Origin of the sequence: Tardiphaga sp. 285_C5_N1_2 (assembly GCF_052076065.1) — a bacterium.
In the GTDB taxonomy this organism is placed as follows: domain Bacteria; phylum Pseudomonadota; class Alphaproteobacteria; order Rhizobiales; family Xanthobacteraceae; genus Tardiphaga; species Tardiphaga robiniae.
In genome coordinates this window covers 4,550,727-4,567,307 of the sequence record NZ_CP197241.1, presented here as the reverse complement: position 1 = coordinate 4,567,307, position 16,581 = coordinate 4,550,727, and the positions used below count along the sequence as shown (strand labels likewise).

Below are 16,581 nucleotides of genomic sequence, written 5' to 3'. Positions count from 1 at the left end.
TCTAGCCGATCAACGCCCGCAGTTCCGCGATCATCTTCGTCGTCTCGAACGGCTTGCCGAAGAAGCGGCTGTCGTCGGGCAGATCGTTCTTGGCGACCTGCAAATGGCCGGAAACGATCACGATCTTGATCGGTGGCCAGCGGTTGCGTACCGCGTGGGCCAATTTCAACCCGTCCATGCTTCCAGGCATCTGTACGTCGGTGAACAGCAGAACGATGTCGTCGCGCGTTTCCAGAATTCGCACGGCCTCGTCGGCATTGTTGGCCTCGATGGCGAAGAACCCGGCTTCCTCGACGATGTCGGCCGCGTGAATGCGGAGCAGAGGCTCGTCCTCGACGATGAGGACGGCGGGCCGCTGCATGTCACGTGCATTGAGTTCTTGGAGTGATGCCATAAAAATTGGTGTCACCTTTCGTCGGGCACCGAAGCCAGATCGCTCAATCTGGTTTCGAACCGACATGTGAGCCCTTCGGGCAAGAATTCGATTTTGACGGAACTGCCGAAGTCGGCTGACAGTGTGCCTTCGATCAGTCGTGAGCCAAATCCACGTCGCGTCGGCGGCGCCACGACGGGGCCGCCGGATTCGCGCCACGCGAAACCTAACGCCGGCCCGTCGCTGCCGGTGTGACAAGCCCAGTCGATAGTGATCGTTCCGTCCGGAACGGACAATGCACCATACTTTGTGGCATTGGTTGCGAGTTCATGCAGCGCGAGCGCCAGCGACAGTGCCTGTTTGGCCGTCAGTTCCACCTCGGGGCCCGAGACGCGAATGCGCTTTTCGCCCGTTCGATGCGGCGCGAGCGCGCCAGCGATCACCGTGGGCATCGACGCGCTGGTCCAGCTCGATTGCGTGAGGATGTCATGCGCCTGGTTGAGCGCGGCCAGGCGCGCATCGAAGATCGTGCGCGCATCTTCCTTGGTCGCGGCAGTCCGGAACGTTTGACTGGCGATGGCGCCGACCATGGCCATGGTGTTCTTCATGCGATGTTCGAGTTCGCGCGTCAGCATTTGCTGTTGCGCTTCGGCGCGCTTCAGCTTGCCGATATCGCGAATGGTTCCAATGAAGCGACTGACTTCGCCGTTTTCGAATTCCGCACGGCCCTTGGCCGAGCACCAGCGCTCGATGCCGTCATCGAGGCCGATGGTGCGGTATTCGATGTCATAGGCCTGCGGTCCGTCCAGCTTCATGGCGTTCACGCACGCCTTCTCAGTGACGTCGCGATCGTCGGGATGAAGCCCTTGCAGGAAGACGTCGAACGAGATTGGCTTGCCGAAGGTGAGGCCGAACAATTCGTAGCAGCGCCGGTCCCATTGCAGCACGCCGGTACGCGGGTCGAGATCCCAGGTTCCAGTGTCGGCGGCGTCGAGTGCAAGTCGTAGCTGGCTTTCGCTCGCCTGCAGCGCCACATCCACGGCACGCGATGCAGTGATATCGCGCGACACCGAAAGCAGCTGATGCGGTTTCCCATCGGGGCCGGGAATGGCAGTGACGGTGACATCCCACCATTTCGGCGTACCGGCCATCGTGGTGGCGAAACCCTGGAAGTGTCCGGTACGCCCAAGCTGAGCGGCTCTAACAGCCGCCTTGGCGTCGATATTGCCCTGATCCTGCCAGAAGTCAGGCCATGGGCAGCCCTTGATCGCGCCGAAGTCCGCGACCTCCATGATGCGCTGGCCGCCGTCGGTCATAAAGATGAGGTTGCCGTCGAAATCGAGAACCTTGATGCAGTCGCCCGATGCTTCGAGCAAACTTCGCAAGAATGAATTGGCGTCCTGAATAGGCCCTAACGATTGATCCACGAATACCCCGGGAGCTGCGGCTCCGATCGCAAAAATACGCTGCAATGAAATACGGCCGCAAACAGATACGGTTGCGGATGTACGCTAACAGGTCTTCGAGCAAACGTGCCAGACCAGACCGGGTTCCGGCTCAATCGCGGCGATGCCGCGTGCGTCGATTTACGCTGAGGTCGATATAGCCTCCGCCGCGCTGCCGTCGTGCCAGAGCCACGCGCTGACCGCGCCGCTGCGGCCGCGGATCTGGACTTCGGTCGGGCCGCTCAGCGCCCCGGTCGCGCGCACCGCACAGTCCGCTCCCGCGGCGCGCAGCAGGTCGTCGCTTAGGGCCACCTTGGCGCCGTGGCTCGCGGCCACCTCCATGAGCCGGCTGGCGACATTGACGGTATCGCCGGTCGCGGTGATGTGCTGGTAGCTGGCGCCGCCGAGACGCGATGCGACGATATCGCCGAAATGTGCGCCGATCTTGAATCCGATCTGGCTGGCGATCTCAGGCGGAAGACCGGCGATCCATGTGCCGGTGCGCGTCGTCAGTTCGATACAGCAGCGCACGGCACGGGCGGCATCGTCATCGGCGACCACAGGCAATCCGAACAGGATCATCGCGCCGTCGCCCATGAAGGTTGTCACCACACCGCCATGGGCGAGGGTCACCTGATCGATCATGGCGTGGAAGGACTTCAGCAATTCGCGCACCGCATCTGCGTCGCGTGTCTCACTGAGTGCGGTGAAGCGCGAGATATCGATGAAGATGACGGCGGCATGCTGATGCACCGGCTGCAACAGATAGTCCGGATCCTTGATCAACCAGTCGCGCAGGCCCGGCGCCTGAAACTGGCGCAGCAGATCGCTGCGGGCGGCGAAATGCTGCACGCTGCGCCGGCTGCTCCAGATCTGCAGCGCGCCGAATGCCATGGCCGGCGGCACAGCCGCAGCCAGCGGCAATGCGGCGCTCATCCAGATGCCATGGGCATAGGCGACGGTGTTGATCACGGCCCACAATGCGACGACGGCGACGATCGCAATGAGGCCGACGGCATTGCGCCGCCAGGCGAGCAGGACGATGCACAGCATCGCCAGGACGATCGCAAAGCCGGCATCGAACAGCCGTATGGAGGTGTTGCGCAGCAAGGTGTCCTTGGCGAGCAGATGCGTGATTGCGGTCGACACGACTTCGACACCGGGCATTACCGGGTCGAACGGCGTCGAGAAGAAGTCACCGCCGCCGCTGACGGTGACGCCGATGGCGACGACGCGATCCTCGACATCGGCGCGGCGGAGTTTGCCCGCCAGAACCTCCGATGCGCTGATCGTCCTGATGGTGCCGCGCGGCCCATAGAAAGACATCGGCAACAAATGGCCGACATCGGTCGGAATGTGGTTGCCGGCGAGGGAGAAGTTATACTCGCCAATCTGGGTATCGTCGCGCGAGGCGGCGGATGCGACGCGCAGCGGCATCGACACCATGACGCGGTCGGCCGAGCGCATGAGCATCGGCATCGAGCGCGGCACGCCGCTGCTATCGGTGTTGAGATTGACCACGCCGACCGTGGCCTGATCGGCGAAGACTTTCAGCGGCAGCAGAAATCCCGACGCCACCGGCAGATCCGCAAGCGGCCCGGCCTCCTTGGTGGCCACGGTCTGTTTGGACGCGCTGAACAGCGCCGCCGCGGCGATGACGGTGTTGGTCTTGCCGAGCGCCAGCGCCAGTGCGGCATCGCTTTCCGCTGCGCCGGCATCGACCAGCAGCAGATCGAGTGCGAGCACTTTCGGTTTGCAGCGTGTGATTTCCTCGATGATTGTCGTCAGCGTGGCGCGGGGCAGCGGATAGCTGCCTTGTTCGCGCGCGACCCGATCGTCGATGGCGATGATGGTGACGAGATCGGGTGGTTTCTTCACGCCGCGGATCTGGATGCGCAGGTCGGTCAGCGTCGCCTCTAACCGGTCGAGAAAGCCGACATCGCCGCGGTTATGTCCAAAGGCTAGCGCCGCTGCCCACACGCCCGCAAGGACCATGGCGAGCGGTGTCTGCAATCTGCTGGCCTTCATCATCGTCGCGTATCCAGGCCTCTTTAACGTCCAAGCCTTGCTAACGACCAAGCCTTGCCATCAATGCGGCTACGCGCGGCGCCGGCCAGCGCTTGATGTCGAGTGGTGTCGCTGATGCATCGACATCGACGCCTTCACCGGGGCCGAGGCTCACGCTGCCGGGGCCGGTCACACGCCTGACGCTGACACGACCGGTCTCGACGAAGACGGAGGTCTTGCTGCCCTCGGCGTCCACCGCCCATTTGGTGCCACGCACCGCGGCGATCGCTTGCGGTGTCATCACCTCGAAGGTTTTGCCTGCCTTCTGTTTGGGGGCCTTGATGAAAATGGCCTTGCTTTGCAGGTCGACGCCGTCGACACGGCCGTTGCGGTCGCGGTCGAGCAGCGTGAAACGCGCGCCGTTTTCAGCAATGATCGTCACGCCGCCGCAGTGCAGGGTTTGTGGGCCGCCGACCCGTTGGCTCGATGTGCAGCCGGGGCCGGCCTGCTGCGCCGATGCAGCGCTGCCATACAGGCACGCCGCAGCGACGATGGCCGCCGCCAGCCTGATTGAATGGGTCATGTTGGTTACTCCTGAACGCCACATCGGTAAGGCGGCCGGCGGGCGATTCCGTTCAACGTCAGCGGGCGAGCGGCGTGATTAACGCTCGGAGGTACCCATATAGGGCGACGCCGCGGCACAACGAGGGCAGATCCACCCGGGATGGCCGATCTCACGACCATGTGAGATTGAGAAGCATTCTCAGTAATCGGGCCGCGAGCGCTGCCGCAATCTCGCCACATCGCCCCGGATTTTCAGGGGATATCAAAGGTTTGCATGAGGCTAACGAGGCCATTTTCGGGGCGTTCGTGCTTGTTTTCCCCCCGCGCTTCCTTTATTCCCGTTTTGCATCGCAGACAGCGTCCTGGAAGACTTGGGTAACCAAGATCATTGGCCGCGTTTAGGCGGATGCCTGGGCGTGATCCGGCAAACGGCAGACCGTTTTCCGCGCTGATCACGCTTCGACGCGTGTATTTTCAGAGGACTAGCGCCAAATGGCCAATGTTGTCGTCGTCGGCGCCCAGTGGGGCGACGAGGGTAAGGGCAAGATCGTTGACTGGTTGTCGGATCAGGCTGATGTCGTCGCCCGCTATCAGGGCGGCCACAATGCCGGTCATACGCTGGTCATCAATGGTCAGACCTACAAGCTGGCGCTGCTGCCGTCCGGCGTCGTGCGCCAGTCCAAGCTCTCGGTGATCGGCAATGGCGTGGTGTTCGACCCGCAGGCCTTTGTCGATGAAGTCGCCAAGCTCCGCGGCCAGGGCGTCGATGTCGGCCCGCACAATCTGCGCGTCGCCGAAAACGTCACGCTGATCCTGCCGCTGCACCGCGAGCTCGATGCGCTCCGCGAGAATGCCAACAAGGCCACCGCCATCGGCACCACCCAGCGCGGCATCGGCCCGGCCTATGAAGACAAGGTCGGCCGCCGTGCCATCCGTCTGATGGATCTCGCCGATCTCGCCACGCTGCCACACAAGGTTGATCGCCTGCTGACGCATCACAATGCGCTGCGCCGCGGTCTCGGCCTCGCAGAATTCAACACGGCTGACATCGTGAAGGAGCTCTCCGCATTCGCGCCGGTGCTGCTGCCCTACGCTGAGGCCGTCTGGCGGCTGCTTGACAGCAAGCGCCGCGAAGGCAAGCGGATCCTGTTCGAAGGTGCGCAGGGCGCGCTGCTCGATGTCGATCACGGCACCTATCCCTATGTCACCTCGTCCAACACGGTTGCTGCGCAGGCAGCGACCGGCACCGGCATGGGCCCGGGCGCGGTCGGCTATGTGCTCGGCATCTGCAAGGCCTACACCACGCGCGTCGGCCAGGGTCCGTTCCCGACCGAACTGCTCAACGAGATCGGTGAAGAGATCGGCCGCCGCGGCAAGGAATTCGGCGTCAATACCGGGCGCAAGCGCCGCTGCGGCTGGTTCGATGCGGTGCTGGTGCGACAGACTGTCCGCACCTGCGGCATCAACGGCCTGGCGCTGACCAAGCTCGACATCCTCGACGGCTTCGACACCATCGAGGTTTGCGTCGGCTACAAGCTCGACGGCAAGGAAATCGACTATCTGCCGGCCGGTGAAGGCGCCCAGGCCCGGATCGAGCCGATCTACGAGACCATTGAAGGCTGGAAAGAGCCGACCGCGAATGCGCGCTCCTGGGCCGATCTGCCGGCGCAGGCGATCAAATACGTGCGCCGGATCGAGGAACTGGTGGGCTGTCCGATTGCTTTGCTTTCCACGAGCCCGGAACGCGAAGATACTATTCTGGTGCAAAACCCGTTCGAGGCTTAACGGACTGTTACCGGATAGCCTCCAAATTGATGCACCCGCAACATTGAGTCGAGATGGCTGATTACTACCCGTTGATCGCCCGTGCCATCGCCGGACTGGACCCCAGTGCTCCCGGTGAGCAGCGGCGCGCGCTCTATGAGCGCGCCCGCACGGCTCTGATTGCCCAGTTGCGCAGTGTCGAGCCGCCCCTCAGCGAGTCAGAGATCACTAGGGAGCGGCTGTCGCTCGAAGAGGCCGTCCGCAAGGTCGAATCCGAAGCGGCCCAGCGCGCTCGCGATGCGTCGCGGCCTGCGGGGGCTGGAACGACGGGCGACGGCAAGCCGCGCGCCGGCGATGCTTTCCGCAATGCCGGGCCGCGTGCCGGTGCCACGCCGGCCGAGCCGTCGCCGCGCGGCCGCCAGCCGATTACGCCGACGCCGGCGTCTCCCCGCGGGCCGGAAGAGCCGCGCCCGCCGCGCACCTTGCGCGTCGATCCGCCGCCGATTCCAAAGCAGCAGTCGCCCAATGCCGGTGCGCAGGATCCGAGCGGTCCGCCAACCCGCGAACGATCAGGCACGCCGCGCCGCTTCGAGAACAATCCGGCAGCACCACCGCCCGCCCGTAACGATCGCGGCGACCAGGGCGATGCCGCCATGCGCGGCTTCCGTGACGTCACCGCGGATGTCGACGATCTCGGTCGCGCCGCCGCGCAGGCCAACCGCGCGGCGCGCAAGACCTACGCCAACGTGCCGTCTCCGACGCCGGAATTCGATCGTCTCGAACCCAGCATGGAAGCGCGGAGCGAGACGTTCGGCTACGACGAGACGGCTTACGACGGCCAGGACGGCGACGAGTCGCAGGTGCCGCCGTCGCGCATCAAGGATTCCAAGGGCAAGAAGGCGAAGCCGCCCAAGCCTCCGAAGCCGAAGCGCGTCAGCGGCGGTTTCCCGTTCAAGACCGCGCTTCTCATCGGCATCGTGATGATCCTGATCGGTGCCGTGATTCTGGGCTGGCCGACGATCAACAAGATGGTGCGCGGTTTCGCTGGCGGTTCGGCGCCCGTTGTCACCGACAACAAGGATGCGCCGCTGGCGCCGCGGCCGAAAATCGCTGATCGCGTCGGTCAGCCGTCGTCGTCGGATCAGATCGCGCCGGTCGCACAGCGCGTCGTGCTCTATGACGAGGACCCGGCCGAACCGAAGGGCCGGCAATATGTCGGCACGGTGGTCTGGCGCACCGAGCAGATCAAGGGCACCGGCGGCAAGCCTGGTGACATCGCCGTGCGCGCGGACATCGAGATTCCGGAACGCAAGTTCAAGATGACCATGTCGTTCCGCCGCAACACCGACACGTCGCTGCCTGCCAGCCACACGGCCGAACTCACTTTCGTTCTGCCGCCCGATTTCGCCGGCGGCGGCATCGCCAATGTTCCGGGCGTGCTGATGAAGTCGAACGAGCAGGCCCGCGGCACGCCGCTGGCGGGCCTCGCGGTCAAGGTCACCGACGGCTTCTTCCTGGTCGGTCTCAGCAATGTCGAAAGCGATCGCGCGCGCAACCTGCAGCTCCTGAAGGAGCGGTCATGGTTCGATATCCCGCTGGTCTATGCCAACCAGCGCCGCGCCATCATCGCTATCGAGAAGGGCTCGCCCGGCGAGCGTGCCTTCAACGACGCCTTCGCGGCCTGGGGCGAGTAACAGATCAAGCGCGCTGGTCAGCCGCTCGTGATCTGCACCGATCTCTCCACGTCATGCCCGGCCTTGAGCCGGGCATCCACGTCTTGAGCCGTGCCAAAGGAAGGCGTGGATGGCCGGGACAAGCCCGGCCATGACGAATGAGAGTGCATTGCCTGGACCAACAAATCGATGTTGAGGCTACGGTTACTTGCCCTCAAAGCTATCCGCCTGCGCCGCTCCGTCGTTTCACGTCATTCCTGCAGCCAGAACTGCTTCACCAGAGGTTTCGCAGGCGCGCGCTCACCATCGCGTTGTCAGGCTGCCGAGAACGGTGCGCCCCTGTGTGAAGGTGCAAGTGCCGCCGTTGCAGATCGGAACACGCTCGTCCGACAGATTGCGCGCATTCACGGCCAGGCGCATGCCGCGATAATCGTAATGCACACCCGCATCGAACGCCGTGATCGCAGGGTTTCTGATCGTATTGATGTCGTCAGCCCAGGTCTGTCCGATCCAGCGCGCTCCGGCGCCGACACCGAAGCCCGCGATCGGACCGGTCTGCCAGGTGTAGTCGAGGAAAATCGCCGCCTGCTGGGTGGGCACGCCGATCGGCACCTTGCCGAGATCGGCCCCGTTGCTGCGAGTCACTGTGGCGTCAGTATAGCTATAGGACGCGACACCCTTGAGTCCCTCTGCCAGAGACAGCACCGCCTCCAGTTCGGTTCCGCGTGAGCGGATCTGGCCGGTCTGCACCGAGTACGGCGAACCGAAGACCGGATCGGTTGTCAGGACGTTGTCCTTGGTCAGGTTGAACCAGGTCGCCGTGAAGTAGCTGTTCCAGCCAAGCGGCTGATACTTGATGCCGGCCTCAAAGGATTCGCCTGTGGTCGGCGCAAACGGCGTGCCGCCGCGCGTCGTGCCGGTCTGCGGCAGGAACGATGTCGCGTAGTTGACGTAAGGCGCGAGCCCGTTGTCGAACAGATACAGCAATCCTGCGCGGCCTGTGAACTTGCTTGGGTCGCTCGTGGTGGTCACGCCTGACAGGTCGTTATGGTCCGAGAGCTCGGCAAAGTCCTGCCGGCCGCCGATGGTCAGCCGCCAGCCGCCCAGTGCCATCTGGTCCTGCGCGTAAAGTCCGAGCTGACCGAGAGTCTGGCTGTTGGCGCCTAGAAGCGACAAGGGCAATGTCGGCGCCGAAGTGCTATAAACAGGATTTGTCAGGTCGAGCGACGGACCGGCGCCCGCATAGGAGCCAAAGGTCGTTCCCTGCCGGAAGTAATCGACTCCGGCCAGGACCGTATGCTTGATCGGGCCGGTCGCCAACCTGGCTTGGACCTGATTGTCGATATTGAAGGTGTTCAGGCTTTCCTTGAAGGTTGCCGCGTAGCGGTTCAACGTGCGGCCGTCGGGCGCGAGACTGAGCGCATCGACCATGTTGCCTTCGAACGACACGTGCCCGAGTCGGACGTTCTGCCGGAACGTCACAGCCTCATTGAAGCGATGTTCGAGCCTGTAGCCGACCGAGGCCTGCGACTGCGTGAGCGCATCGAATGACGGATCGCCGAGACGAATATTGGTCACCACGCCCGTCGCCGGGTTGCGCAAATAATACGGCCACATCGACGTCTTGCTGCGCTCGTATTCGGCCAGCACCGTGAGCGTCGTGTCTTCGCCCAGCTTTGCGGTGAAGCTCGGCGCCAGAAACACGCGATCGTCCCAGGTGCCGGGAATCTGCGTGCCGCTGTCACGCACCAGGCCGGTGAAGCGATAGAGCAGCTTGTCGTTGTCGAGCGTCGGCCCGCTGAAATCGAAACGGCCCTGATAGCGATTGAAATTGCCGATATCGAGCCCGGCTTCGTTGAGCCGCTTCTCAAGCGGCATCTTGCTGACATAGTTCACCATGCCGCCGGCTTCGTTGGCGCCGTATAGCACCGAGGACGGACCGCGCATCACTTCGAGACGCTCGGCACCGTAGGGTTCGTTGCGGAAATAGGCGAAGGAGCCGTTACCCTGCCGCAGGCCGTCGCGGTAGTTGCCGTATTGGTTAGCTGCAAATCCGCGGATCAGGAACTGGTCATAGCGGGCATCGTAGCCATAGGGCTGGGTTTGCACGCCCGCCGTATAGGCTAGCGCCTCACCGACGGTTCGCGCGCCCTGGTCGCGCATCTGCTCCGGCGTCACCACCGAAATCGACTGCGGCGTCTCGATCAGAGGCGTATCTGTTTTGGTGCCCGTGGCACTTCGCGTGGCCACATAGCCTTGAACGGGGCCCCATGCGGATTCCGTTGCGCGGGCGCCCGGCACATTGCTCGGAGTGACTGTTCCCTGACGCGTGGCTGTGCGCGCCGCCCGTGCGGCGGTGCGCGACGCGCTGCTGCGCGCAGTGTTCTTGGGTTTGGCGCGCCGGTCTGCGCTGCCTTGAACGATGACGGGATCCAGCTGCGTGGCGCGCGCTGAAGGCGTCTCCGTGCCGGTGGCTTGCGCAAGCATTTGTGCGCTTGCTTGCGCTGACAGGCCCATCAACAAGACAATAGAACTCGCTGCACCAAGACACATTGCCTTGGTGACTTTTCTTTCGACGATCCCCACCGATAACGCCCCGCATGTCGTTCGGACTGACTGAGCCCGATTCCTGCGTGGTCTCTAGGACATCAAATCGCGCATGGCATTACCTGCCAAGTTAGAACCTCTACACACTAGAATCGTTAAAATCGCAGGAGCGTACCGAGCGGCAATTTGTGGATAGCCGGATCAAGTCCGGCCATAACGAACGAGAGGCGAGAGCTTTCGCTCTCGCGCCGCCGGAATGACAGCTACTTGCAGCCGAAGCTCCCCGCCTGTGTCACTGCTCCACCATTCCACACTGTCCGCAGCGGATAGACGCAAGCCGGATAGCTCAACTTGCTGTCGCGCGACGTCAGTGTGATCTCGCCGGGAGCCACACCTTTCTCGACCCAGTCCGTCAGCGCGGTGAAGAACTGATCCTGCTCGCGCGTCGGCGTCTGGTTGGCATTCCCCGGCAGTTTCGGCAGCGGCACGGAATCGTTCTGGCCGCCCACGGTATAGGCGCGGCCCTGCGAGCTGTGGGCCGAGCCGGGCAGCAGATACATCCGCATGAACTTCTGCACCTCCGCGTGGCCGCCCATCTGTGCGGCGACGCGCTCGTGATAGTTGACGTTGCCCGCTGGAGGGATCGCGTCGTCGACAAGGCCGCTATAGACGATGATCTTGCGGCCGAGATCGCGCAACTTGCCGAGATCCGCCTTGTCGGTGCCGAGATTGCTGAACAAAGTGGGTTGCAGGGCAAGGTTCTTGTTCACCGTATCGGCCAGATCGGCATAGCTGAGCTCCTGCCACTTGTTGCGTTCGGTGGTCGAGCCGTTGTTGAACGGAATGTCCGACGGGTTGGTGGCGCTGGCATCGGCGGCGTAGCGGACGTCCTGCAGGGCCAGGGCCACGCTGCCGGCGGCTGTACCGGTGATCTGGCTGCCGATCGCCGTGGTCCTGGTGAAGGCCCACCACACCTGTTTCGTGCCGAGCACCTTGCCACTGCGGCTGTCGGAGCTTTGCGCGGCGTCATAGCTGCCATCGGGCGTTGCGCCGAACCAGATCCTGTCGAGCGCCATCGCTTCCTTGATGCTCATGCAGGTTGCCGCATTGGCATTACTGCCGGTAACGCCCTCGCCAGCCTCGCCGTTGCAGAGAGCTGCGGCATCGCGTGCGGGATCGTAATCGCAGGCGAACGGATCGAGCAGGAAACCGATCCCGGCTTTGTCGCAGGAGGCGAGGGCGCGTTTGTTGGCGGCGTCGATCTTGGCGGCGAAGGCGGTGGCTTTCGGCTTGTCGAGCGCGGTGAAGCCGAGTTCGGTCTTCATCACGATCTGCGGATACAGCGCGGCCGTGCCGAATTGCGGGATGTTCAGCGCCGGCTGTGCGATCATGTAGCCGTCATAGAGCTCGGGATAGTCCTGGGCGATCTTCATGCCCTGCCGGCCACCCTGCGAGTGGCCATCGTAGTAAGTGTAAGCCGGCGCCTTGCCGTAATACAGCGTGGCGAGCGCCCTGGTCTTGACGGCCTGCTCCACCATGGCGCGGACCGAGAAGTCGCGAAATCCTTCGGCATTGACCTTGCCGTCGGAGAGAAAGGTGAAGGAGCCGTCCTGATACCAGGGTTGTCCTGCATCGGTGGTGCCCGAGGCATAACCCATATTGGCGTTGACGAGGGCGGGCACCTTGCTGCCGATCTTGTCGGCGATGCGATGGCCACCGCCGACCCAGCCGCCGCCGCCGTAGTTCCGGATGCGGGTATTCCAGTTCGCCGGTGTCGGCAGCCAGATCTCGATGCCGATGCCCTCGGACCAGGAGCGTGCAGTCTTGTCCTTTTCCGCCGTGAAGCCTGGCCCCACCAGAAGCTTCACAAGGCACATGTCCGCCGCCATGGTGATCGGGCGAGGCGAATCCTGTGCGACCAGGTCCTCGCCCTTTTTGATCGCCCGCACGGCCACCACGGTGGTGGCCTCATCCGGATGAAATGCAGTCTTGATACCGTCGTCGCAGGCGAGCTGCTGTGCGGAAGCGGGCGCGGTGCCGCCGCATAGCGCAGCAAACAAGGCCATCGCCGTCACGATGGCACGCGTGCGGCTGTCATCATGGATGATGTGGGGGGCTGTCGACATGGCGTTTCCCGTCTGTTTTATTTTTGAGTTGGGGTGAGTTCTCCTCACTTCGCCTCTGCGATCAACTACCAAAACGATGTCGGAACGTAACATTATGTTAAAAAGGGCCCCGTGGATTGGGCCTACAGCGATGTGATTTGACCCCGTGCGGTCGCCTGCTATCCACAATGATCCGCTCTTGAACCCCTTCTGCCGCCATGGACCCCGCATGACCACGCGCCGACAGGTGATGAAGCTCGCCGCCTTTGCTGCCAGCCAGACCGCGCTGATGGGCGCGGTGCGTGCCGAGGGCGGTGTCGATCTCGGCGCGGCCGCGTCGGCTGCGCTCCCCTTCGCGCAGCAGACGCCGATGCGTATCGGCGCCGCGGCGCTGCGCGTCCGCGACCTCGGCAAGATGCGGACCTATTACATAGACCTGCTGAAGTTCGACACCATCAGCGCGGACAAGACCGAGGTCGTGCTCGGCGTCGATGGCGTGGCGCTGTTGCATCTGATCCATCGGCCCGATGCGCCACTGGAAGCGCAGACCACCGCCGGGCTTTTTCACACCGCGTTCCTGATGCCGAGCCGTGCCGATTTCGCGCGCTGGCTGGTCCATGCCGCGCTGGCGCGCACGCCGTTCGATGGCTTTGCCGACCATCATGTCAGCGAAGCCTCCTATCTCACCGATCCCGAGGGCAACGGCATCGAGGTCTATTCGGACCGGCCGCCATCGGCGTGGACATGGACCGGCGACATGGTCACCATGGGGACCGACCAGCTCGATATCGACAATATCGTGGCGCAGACGGACACAACCCGCGATCAGTATCACACCGCGCCGAAGGCGCTGCGTATCGGCCACATGCATCTGCGCGTCGGCGATGTCGCGCGCGGTCGCAGTTTTTATGAGGGGCTGATCGGCATGGAGCCGACGCGGCTCGGGCGGCCGGGTGTCGCATTCCTGTCGTCAGGCCGCTATCACCATCACATCGGCATCAACACATGGCAGAGCGCCGGCAGCGGTCCGCGCAATGCGCAGGAGACCGGGCTGGCCTGGTTTTCGCTCCGTATTGCCGATGATGCTGTCATAACTGACCGCAAGCGCCGTCTTGCGGCGGCGGGCCTGTCAGGCGTGTCGATCGCAGATGGCATTGCGATCGCCGATCCCTGGGGCACCCAGGTGCGGCTCGTGAAAGCGTAAGGTCGAGAAAGATTTCGGCCGGTCTGCTGTCGCGCGCGACAGGGCTACGCCTCAGCCAATTCGAAATACCGCGGCGCGTCGCGCCAGCCATGGGCTGCAGCATGGAGCGCCTTGGCGCGATAATCCAGTTCGAGATCGCAGAGCATGCCGCGCATCTCCAGATCGCTCTCCTCGCGAGCGAGGCGGTTGCAATCGTCCGCGCGGTCTCTGAAATAATTTTCTGACATAATCATCGGTATCGTTTTCCATCGGCTTCGATGGAACTTCGCTGTCCGGTTTGGCGAAGACGTGGCGGCATGCCATCAAATACGTGGCAGTTCCCGCTTTTCGCGTTGCGAAAGATTGCGCAGCAATGTTACGGCGCGCCGTTGGCGCCTGCGGTCACGGCATGCGACACGAGCGCATGGGCATCGGTGATGCCGCCGGCCGCATGGCGCACGATGGTCTCCGCCATCATCGCCTTCGTCGCCGGTGTACGATGCTGCACGGCGATCTGCTGCACAGCGATATCCAGCACCTGGCGCAGCGTGGCCACATAGTTTGCGTCGAACTTCGGTGTCGGGTCGGTTGTCATGATACACTCCGTCGTCTCGAGCTGCGCGGACCATGCTGGCGCATTGGGGCGTATCTTGGCCCGTGCGATGAAACGTGGATGACGGCTGGTGACATTGTTTTGAAGTGCGGGCGTGAACCTTCACGCGGTGTTGCGCGACATCGCGTCGCGCGCATTGCGCTGCACACCATTGCGCAAAAAAGAAATCGGTAAAATCTTTAGCGAGTATGAAGCCGCGATGACATCGCGTGCACATTCGCGCGATCGATGACCCCTGCCATTTTGTTGAACGGGGGGCTTGATCAAGCGCCATTCCCGAATGCGGCCTATCGCGCGTCGAGGCGTCGGTTCGCGGATATGTGTTGCACGGGCGCCTTGGAGCAAGGCGTCCGTGCTCCACAAGGGCTCGCTGCTTACCTCAGCGAGATGGCGAGGCCCGAGAGATCGGCATTGACCATCAATCCGGTCTGGCGGCCGCTGAGTTCCAGCAGCGCGCCTTTCTCGTTGGTGAGCACGATGGCACTGACGCCGCGGCCGACGGCAGCCCCCGCGCCGCCTGCGCCATAGACGCCGGCCACATCGCCCGGGCTGTTGATGCGGCTGACGCGGCCGGACAGATAGGTCTGCGACGCGCCGAACACGAGGCCCGCGCTCAAGCCGCCGATCGACAGCGGATAGGTCCGGCCGCGAAAGGTCAGCGTGCCCGAACCGCCCGACGCGCCGATGAACCAGCCGCCCTTCAGCACATTGATGCGGATCGTGCCGCTATCGGCGAAAGCTGCGGAGGACAGGCTTGCGCCGATCAAGGCGAGGGCGACGACGAGGGTGGTGCGGAAAAGCGAGCGCGACATGGGGGTGTCCTCCGAGGGATGATTCGTTGGCGCAAGGCGAGGCCGGCACAATCCAGCAAAATGGTTGCGGGGTCCATGGGCTCGCGAGCGGCGAGGGCGCTGCAATTGACAAATGCGGGCCCGACCAAACACACTCGGCCATGGTCAGGACCGTCCTCTTCCTCTGCACCGGCAATTACTATCGCAGCCGCTATGCGGAAGAACTCTTCAATCACCTGGCGCGCCGCGCCGGTCTGGACTGGGAGGCGACGTCGCACGCCCTGGCCATCGAGCGGGGCAAGGACAATGTCGGCCCGATGGCGCGGCAGACCATCGACGCACTGACCGTCGATGGCATCTCGCCCCTCGGCGTATCGCGAATGCCGGTGGTCTGTACGCATGATGCGCTTGCAGCGTCCGATATGGTCGTGGCCGTGAAGGAGGCCGAGCACCGCACCTTGCTGGCGGAGCGCTTTCCGGGCTGGGAAGATCGCGTGACCTATTGGCACGTGCATGACATTGACGTGGCGCCTCCCGACGTCGCGCTGGGCGAGCTGAAGGCGCATGTCGCGCGTCTGGTGCGTGAGCTGGCTGAACTTCCCCATAGGAGCCTGATCGCTCCCGCCATGTGGCAACTCGTCGAGCGCCATGTGGGGCACGTCGGCTATAAAGGCGGCGTCAAGTCCGAAGGACTTGCGTGGGATCTGCCGGTCATCGATTGCTCCGGCTGGGCGGCGCTGCTGCTGTCCAGTGCGATGCAGGCGATGAATGATGCATCCAGAAGCGACCTCTTCAGTGTCAGTGAGATTGCCGAGATTTCGACCTGGTCCGATCGTATGATCGAGGTCATCGAGGCCCGCACCGGGTTTATTCTCGAAGGCGATCGGATCGATCTCGACAGCCTGCCGCGCTTTGCAACGATCGGCTTGCGACAGAGTGGTGGAGCATGGGCCGCGAACCATCCGCGTCCACGCGGGATCACCCATGTGGTTCAGATCGTGCGCCGCCCTCATGACGATGCGCCGTTCGTGACGGAGTCGCAGGGCTGGGCAACGCCCTTTGGTCTCCGGCTGCTGCCGCTGGCGGATTGGCTGGATATTAGTCAGGCGTGGCTCAAATCTGGCGAAGCGTGGGCGGTCGATCCGTTTGCGCCGTGCGTGCATCGCGCGGGCGTGGCGTAAGGCCAACGCCGCGAACCGCGAAGACCGCATCAATTGATGCTGTGAAAGAACCACTTCACCAGCAACACGCCGCTGCCGACCGCCACCACCACGATCCCGTAGCCGGTCAGAACATCACCCGGCGTGCCGCCAAATGGCCATGTAACAGCAATGGCGATGCCGACGGTGAATGTCAGTATGACGTAAAACAGAATGCCGCGCTCCTCCGGCTTTGATGCCAGCGCCTGCATGATGAATTCCAGAAGGGGACTTGGCTCGGACATCGACTACGGCACCTCGTCCCATATGTCGGCGCGCGCGAAGATCGGGTTCAGGCGTGCTGCTGCCGTCTGGTG

The 16,581-nt window shown here is 63.5% G+C and carries 15 protein-coding genes; 4 read left to right on the top strand and 11 right to left on the bottom strand.

Annotation, left to right across the window (positions count from 1 at the left end; all coding sequences use genetic code 11):
- Position 1: 1 nt before the first annotated feature.
- From AB7951_RS21545 to AB7951_RS21530, 4 genes are all read right to left on the bottom strand, one after another.
- A complete protein-coding gene (locus AB7951_RS21545) occupies positions 2 to 460 on the bottom strand; it encodes a response regulator (RefSeq protein WP_441256042.1) in 459 nt (152 codons plus the stop codon).
- Positions 406 to 1,758, bottom strand: coding sequence for an HWE histidine kinase domain-containing protein (locus AB7951_RS21540; protein ID WP_439062392.1), 1,353 nt, complete (start codon positions 1,756 to 1,758; stop codon positions 406 to 408). The genes AB7951_RS21545 and AB7951_RS21540 overlap by 55 nt, the downstream gene beginning before the upstream one ends.
- A 201-nt stretch (positions 1,759 to 1,959) precedes the next feature.
- Positions 1,960 to 3,849: a CHASE2 domain-containing protein gene (locus AB7951_RS21535; RefSeq protein WP_439062393.1), complete on the bottom strand. Its 1,890-nt coding sequence runs from the start codon at positions 3,847 to 3,849 to the stop codon at positions 1,960 to 1,962.
- 37 nt (positions 3,850 to 3,886) lie between these two features.
- The gene (locus AB7951_RS21530; RefSeq protein ID WP_439062394.1) at positions 3,887 to 4,408 is read right to left on the bottom strand and encodes a FecR domain-containing protein; all 522 of its coding nucleotides are present in this window, start codon (positions 4,406 to 4,408) and stop codon (positions 3,887 to 3,889) included.
- 473 nt (positions 4,409 to 4,881) lie between these two features.
- Between AB7951_RS21530 and AB7951_RS21525 the strand changes: the two genes are divergently transcribed.
- Together AB7951_RS21525 and AB7951_RS21520 are read left to right on the top strand one after the other, a co-directional pair.
- Entirely contained in the window at positions 4,882 to 6,174 is a 1,293-nt protein-coding gene (locus AB7951_RS21525; protein WP_089261652.1) for an adenylosuccinate synthase, read from the top strand.
- Between the two features lie 53 nt (positions 6,175 to 6,227).
- Complete coding sequence (locus AB7951_RS21520; protein WP_184513914.1) at positions 6,228 to 7,847, top strand: hypothetical protein; 1,620 nt, start codon at positions 6,228 to 6,230, stop codon at positions 7,845 to 7,847.
- Positions 7,848 to 8,126: 279 nt separating this feature from the next.
- Here AB7951_RS21520 and AB7951_RS21515 read toward each other — a convergent pair whose 3' ends face one another.
- The gene (locus tag AB7951_RS21515; RefSeq protein ID WP_439062395.1) at positions 8,127 to 10,313 is read right to left on the bottom strand and encodes a TonB-dependent siderophore receptor; all 2,187 of its coding nucleotides are present in this window, start codon (positions 10,311 to 10,313) and stop codon (positions 8,127 to 8,129) included.
- Between the two features lie 323 nt (positions 10,314 to 10,636).
- Positions 10,637 to 12,499, bottom strand: a complete 1,863-nt coding sequence (locus AB7951_RS21510) for a tannase/feruloyl esterase family alpha/beta hydrolase (RefSeq protein ID WP_439062396.1) — start codon at positions 12,497 to 12,499, stop codon at positions 10,637 to 10,639.
- Positions 12,500 to 12,707: 208 nt separating this feature from the next.
- On the opposite strand from AB7951_RS21510, the gene AB7951_RS21505 reads away from it, so the two are divergent.
- Entirely contained in the window at positions 12,708 to 13,682 is a 975-nt protein-coding gene (locus AB7951_RS21505; RefSeq protein WP_439068754.1) for a VOC family protein, read from the top strand.
- Positions 13,683 to 13,726: 44 nt separating this feature from the next.
- Here AB7951_RS21505 and AB7951_RS21500 read toward each other — a convergent pair whose 3' ends face one another.
- From AB7951_RS21500 to AB7951_RS21485, 4 genes are all read right to left on the bottom strand, one after another.
- Positions 13,727 to 13,915, bottom strand: coding sequence for a hypothetical protein (locus AB7951_RS21500; RefSeq protein WP_068731284.1), 189 nt, complete (start codon positions 13,913 to 13,915; stop codon positions 13,727 to 13,729).
- Positions 13,916 to 14,037: 122 nt separating this feature from the next.
- On the bottom strand, positions 14,038 to 14,256 hold the full coding sequence (locus tag AB7951_RS21495; protein ID WP_068731389.1) for a hypothetical protein: 219 nt from the start codon (positions 14,254 to 14,256) through the stop codon (positions 14,038 to 14,040).
- 120 nt (positions 14,257 to 14,376) lie between these two features.
- Positions 14,377 to 14,541, bottom strand: coding sequence for a hypothetical protein (locus tag AB7951_RS21490; protein WP_439062398.1), 165 nt, complete (start codon positions 14,539 to 14,541; stop codon positions 14,377 to 14,379).
- Between the two features lie 107 nt (positions 14,542 to 14,648).
- Positions 14,649 to 15,086: a hypothetical protein gene (locus tag AB7951_RS21485; RefSeq protein WP_231077876.1), complete on the bottom strand. Its 438-nt coding sequence runs from the start codon at positions 15,084 to 15,086 to the stop codon at positions 14,649 to 14,651.
- 26 nt (positions 15,087 to 15,112) lie between these two features.
- On the opposite strand from AB7951_RS21485, the gene AB7951_RS21480 reads away from it, so the two are divergent.
- Complete coding sequence (locus tag AB7951_RS21480) at positions 15,113 to 16,246, top strand: arsenate reductase/protein-tyrosine-phosphatase family protein (protein ID WP_439062399.1); 1,134 nt, start codon at positions 15,113 to 15,115, stop codon at positions 16,244 to 16,246.
- A 29-nt stretch (positions 16,247 to 16,275) separates the two neighbouring features.
- On the opposite strand, the gene AB7951_RS21475 is transcribed toward AB7951_RS21480, so the two are convergent.
- Complete coding sequence (locus AB7951_RS21475; RefSeq protein ID WP_439062400.1) at positions 16,276 to 16,509, bottom strand: hypothetical protein; 234 nt, start codon at positions 16,507 to 16,509, stop codon at positions 16,276 to 16,278.
- Between the last annotated feature and the right edge of the window lie 72 nt (positions 16,510 to 16,581).

Excerpts from the sequence above, each read along its gene's own strand:
- AB7951_RS21535 (WP_439062393.1), bottom strand. The coding sequence starts at position 3,849 with ATGATGAAGGCCAGCAGATTGCAGACACCGCTCGCCATGGTCCTTGCG.
- AB7951_RS21525 (WP_089261652.1), top strand. The coding sequence starts at position 4,882 with ATGGCCAATGTTGTCGTCGTCGGCGCCCAGTGGGGCGACGAGGGTAAG.
- AB7951_RS21485 (WP_231077876.1), bottom strand. The coding sequence starts at position 15,086 with ATGTCGCGCTCGCTTTTCCGCACCACCCTCGTCGTCGCCCTCGCCTTG.
- AB7951_RS21530 (WP_439062394.1), bottom strand. The coding sequence starts at position 4,408 with ATGACCCATTCAATCAGGCTGGCGGCGGCCATCGTCGCTGCGGCGTGC.
- AB7951_RS21495 (WP_068731389.1), bottom strand. The coding sequence starts at position 14,256 with ATGACAACCGACCCGACACCGAAGTTCGACGCAAACTATGTGGCCACG.
- AB7951_RS21520 (WP_184513914.1), top strand. The coding sequence starts at position 6,228 with ATGGCTGATTACTACCCGTTGATCGCCCGTGCCATCGCCGGACTGGAC.
- AB7951_RS21475 (WP_439062400.1), bottom strand. The coding sequence starts at position 16,509 with ATGTCCGAGCCAAGTCCCCTTCTGGAATTCATCATGCAGGCGCTGGCA.
- AB7951_RS21510 (WP_439062396.1), bottom strand. The coding sequence starts at position 12,499 with ATGTCGACAGCCCCCCACATCATCCATGATGACAGCCGCACGCGTGCC.
- AB7951_RS21500 (WP_068731284.1), bottom strand. The coding sequence starts at position 13,915 with ATGATTATGTCAGAAAATTATTTCAGAGACCGCGCGGACGATTGCAAC.
- AB7951_RS21515 (WP_439062395.1), bottom strand. The coding sequence starts at position 10,313 with ATGCTTGCGCAAGCCACCGGCACGGAGACGCCTTCAGCGCGCGCCACG.
- AB7951_RS21545 (WP_441256042.1), bottom strand. The coding sequence starts at position 460 with ATGTCGGTTCGAAACCAGATTGAGCGATCTGGCTTCGGTGCCCGACGA.
- AB7951_RS21505 (WP_439068754.1), top strand. The coding sequence starts at position 12,708 with ATGACCACGCGCCGACAGGTGATGAAGCTCGCCGCCTTTGCTGCCAGC.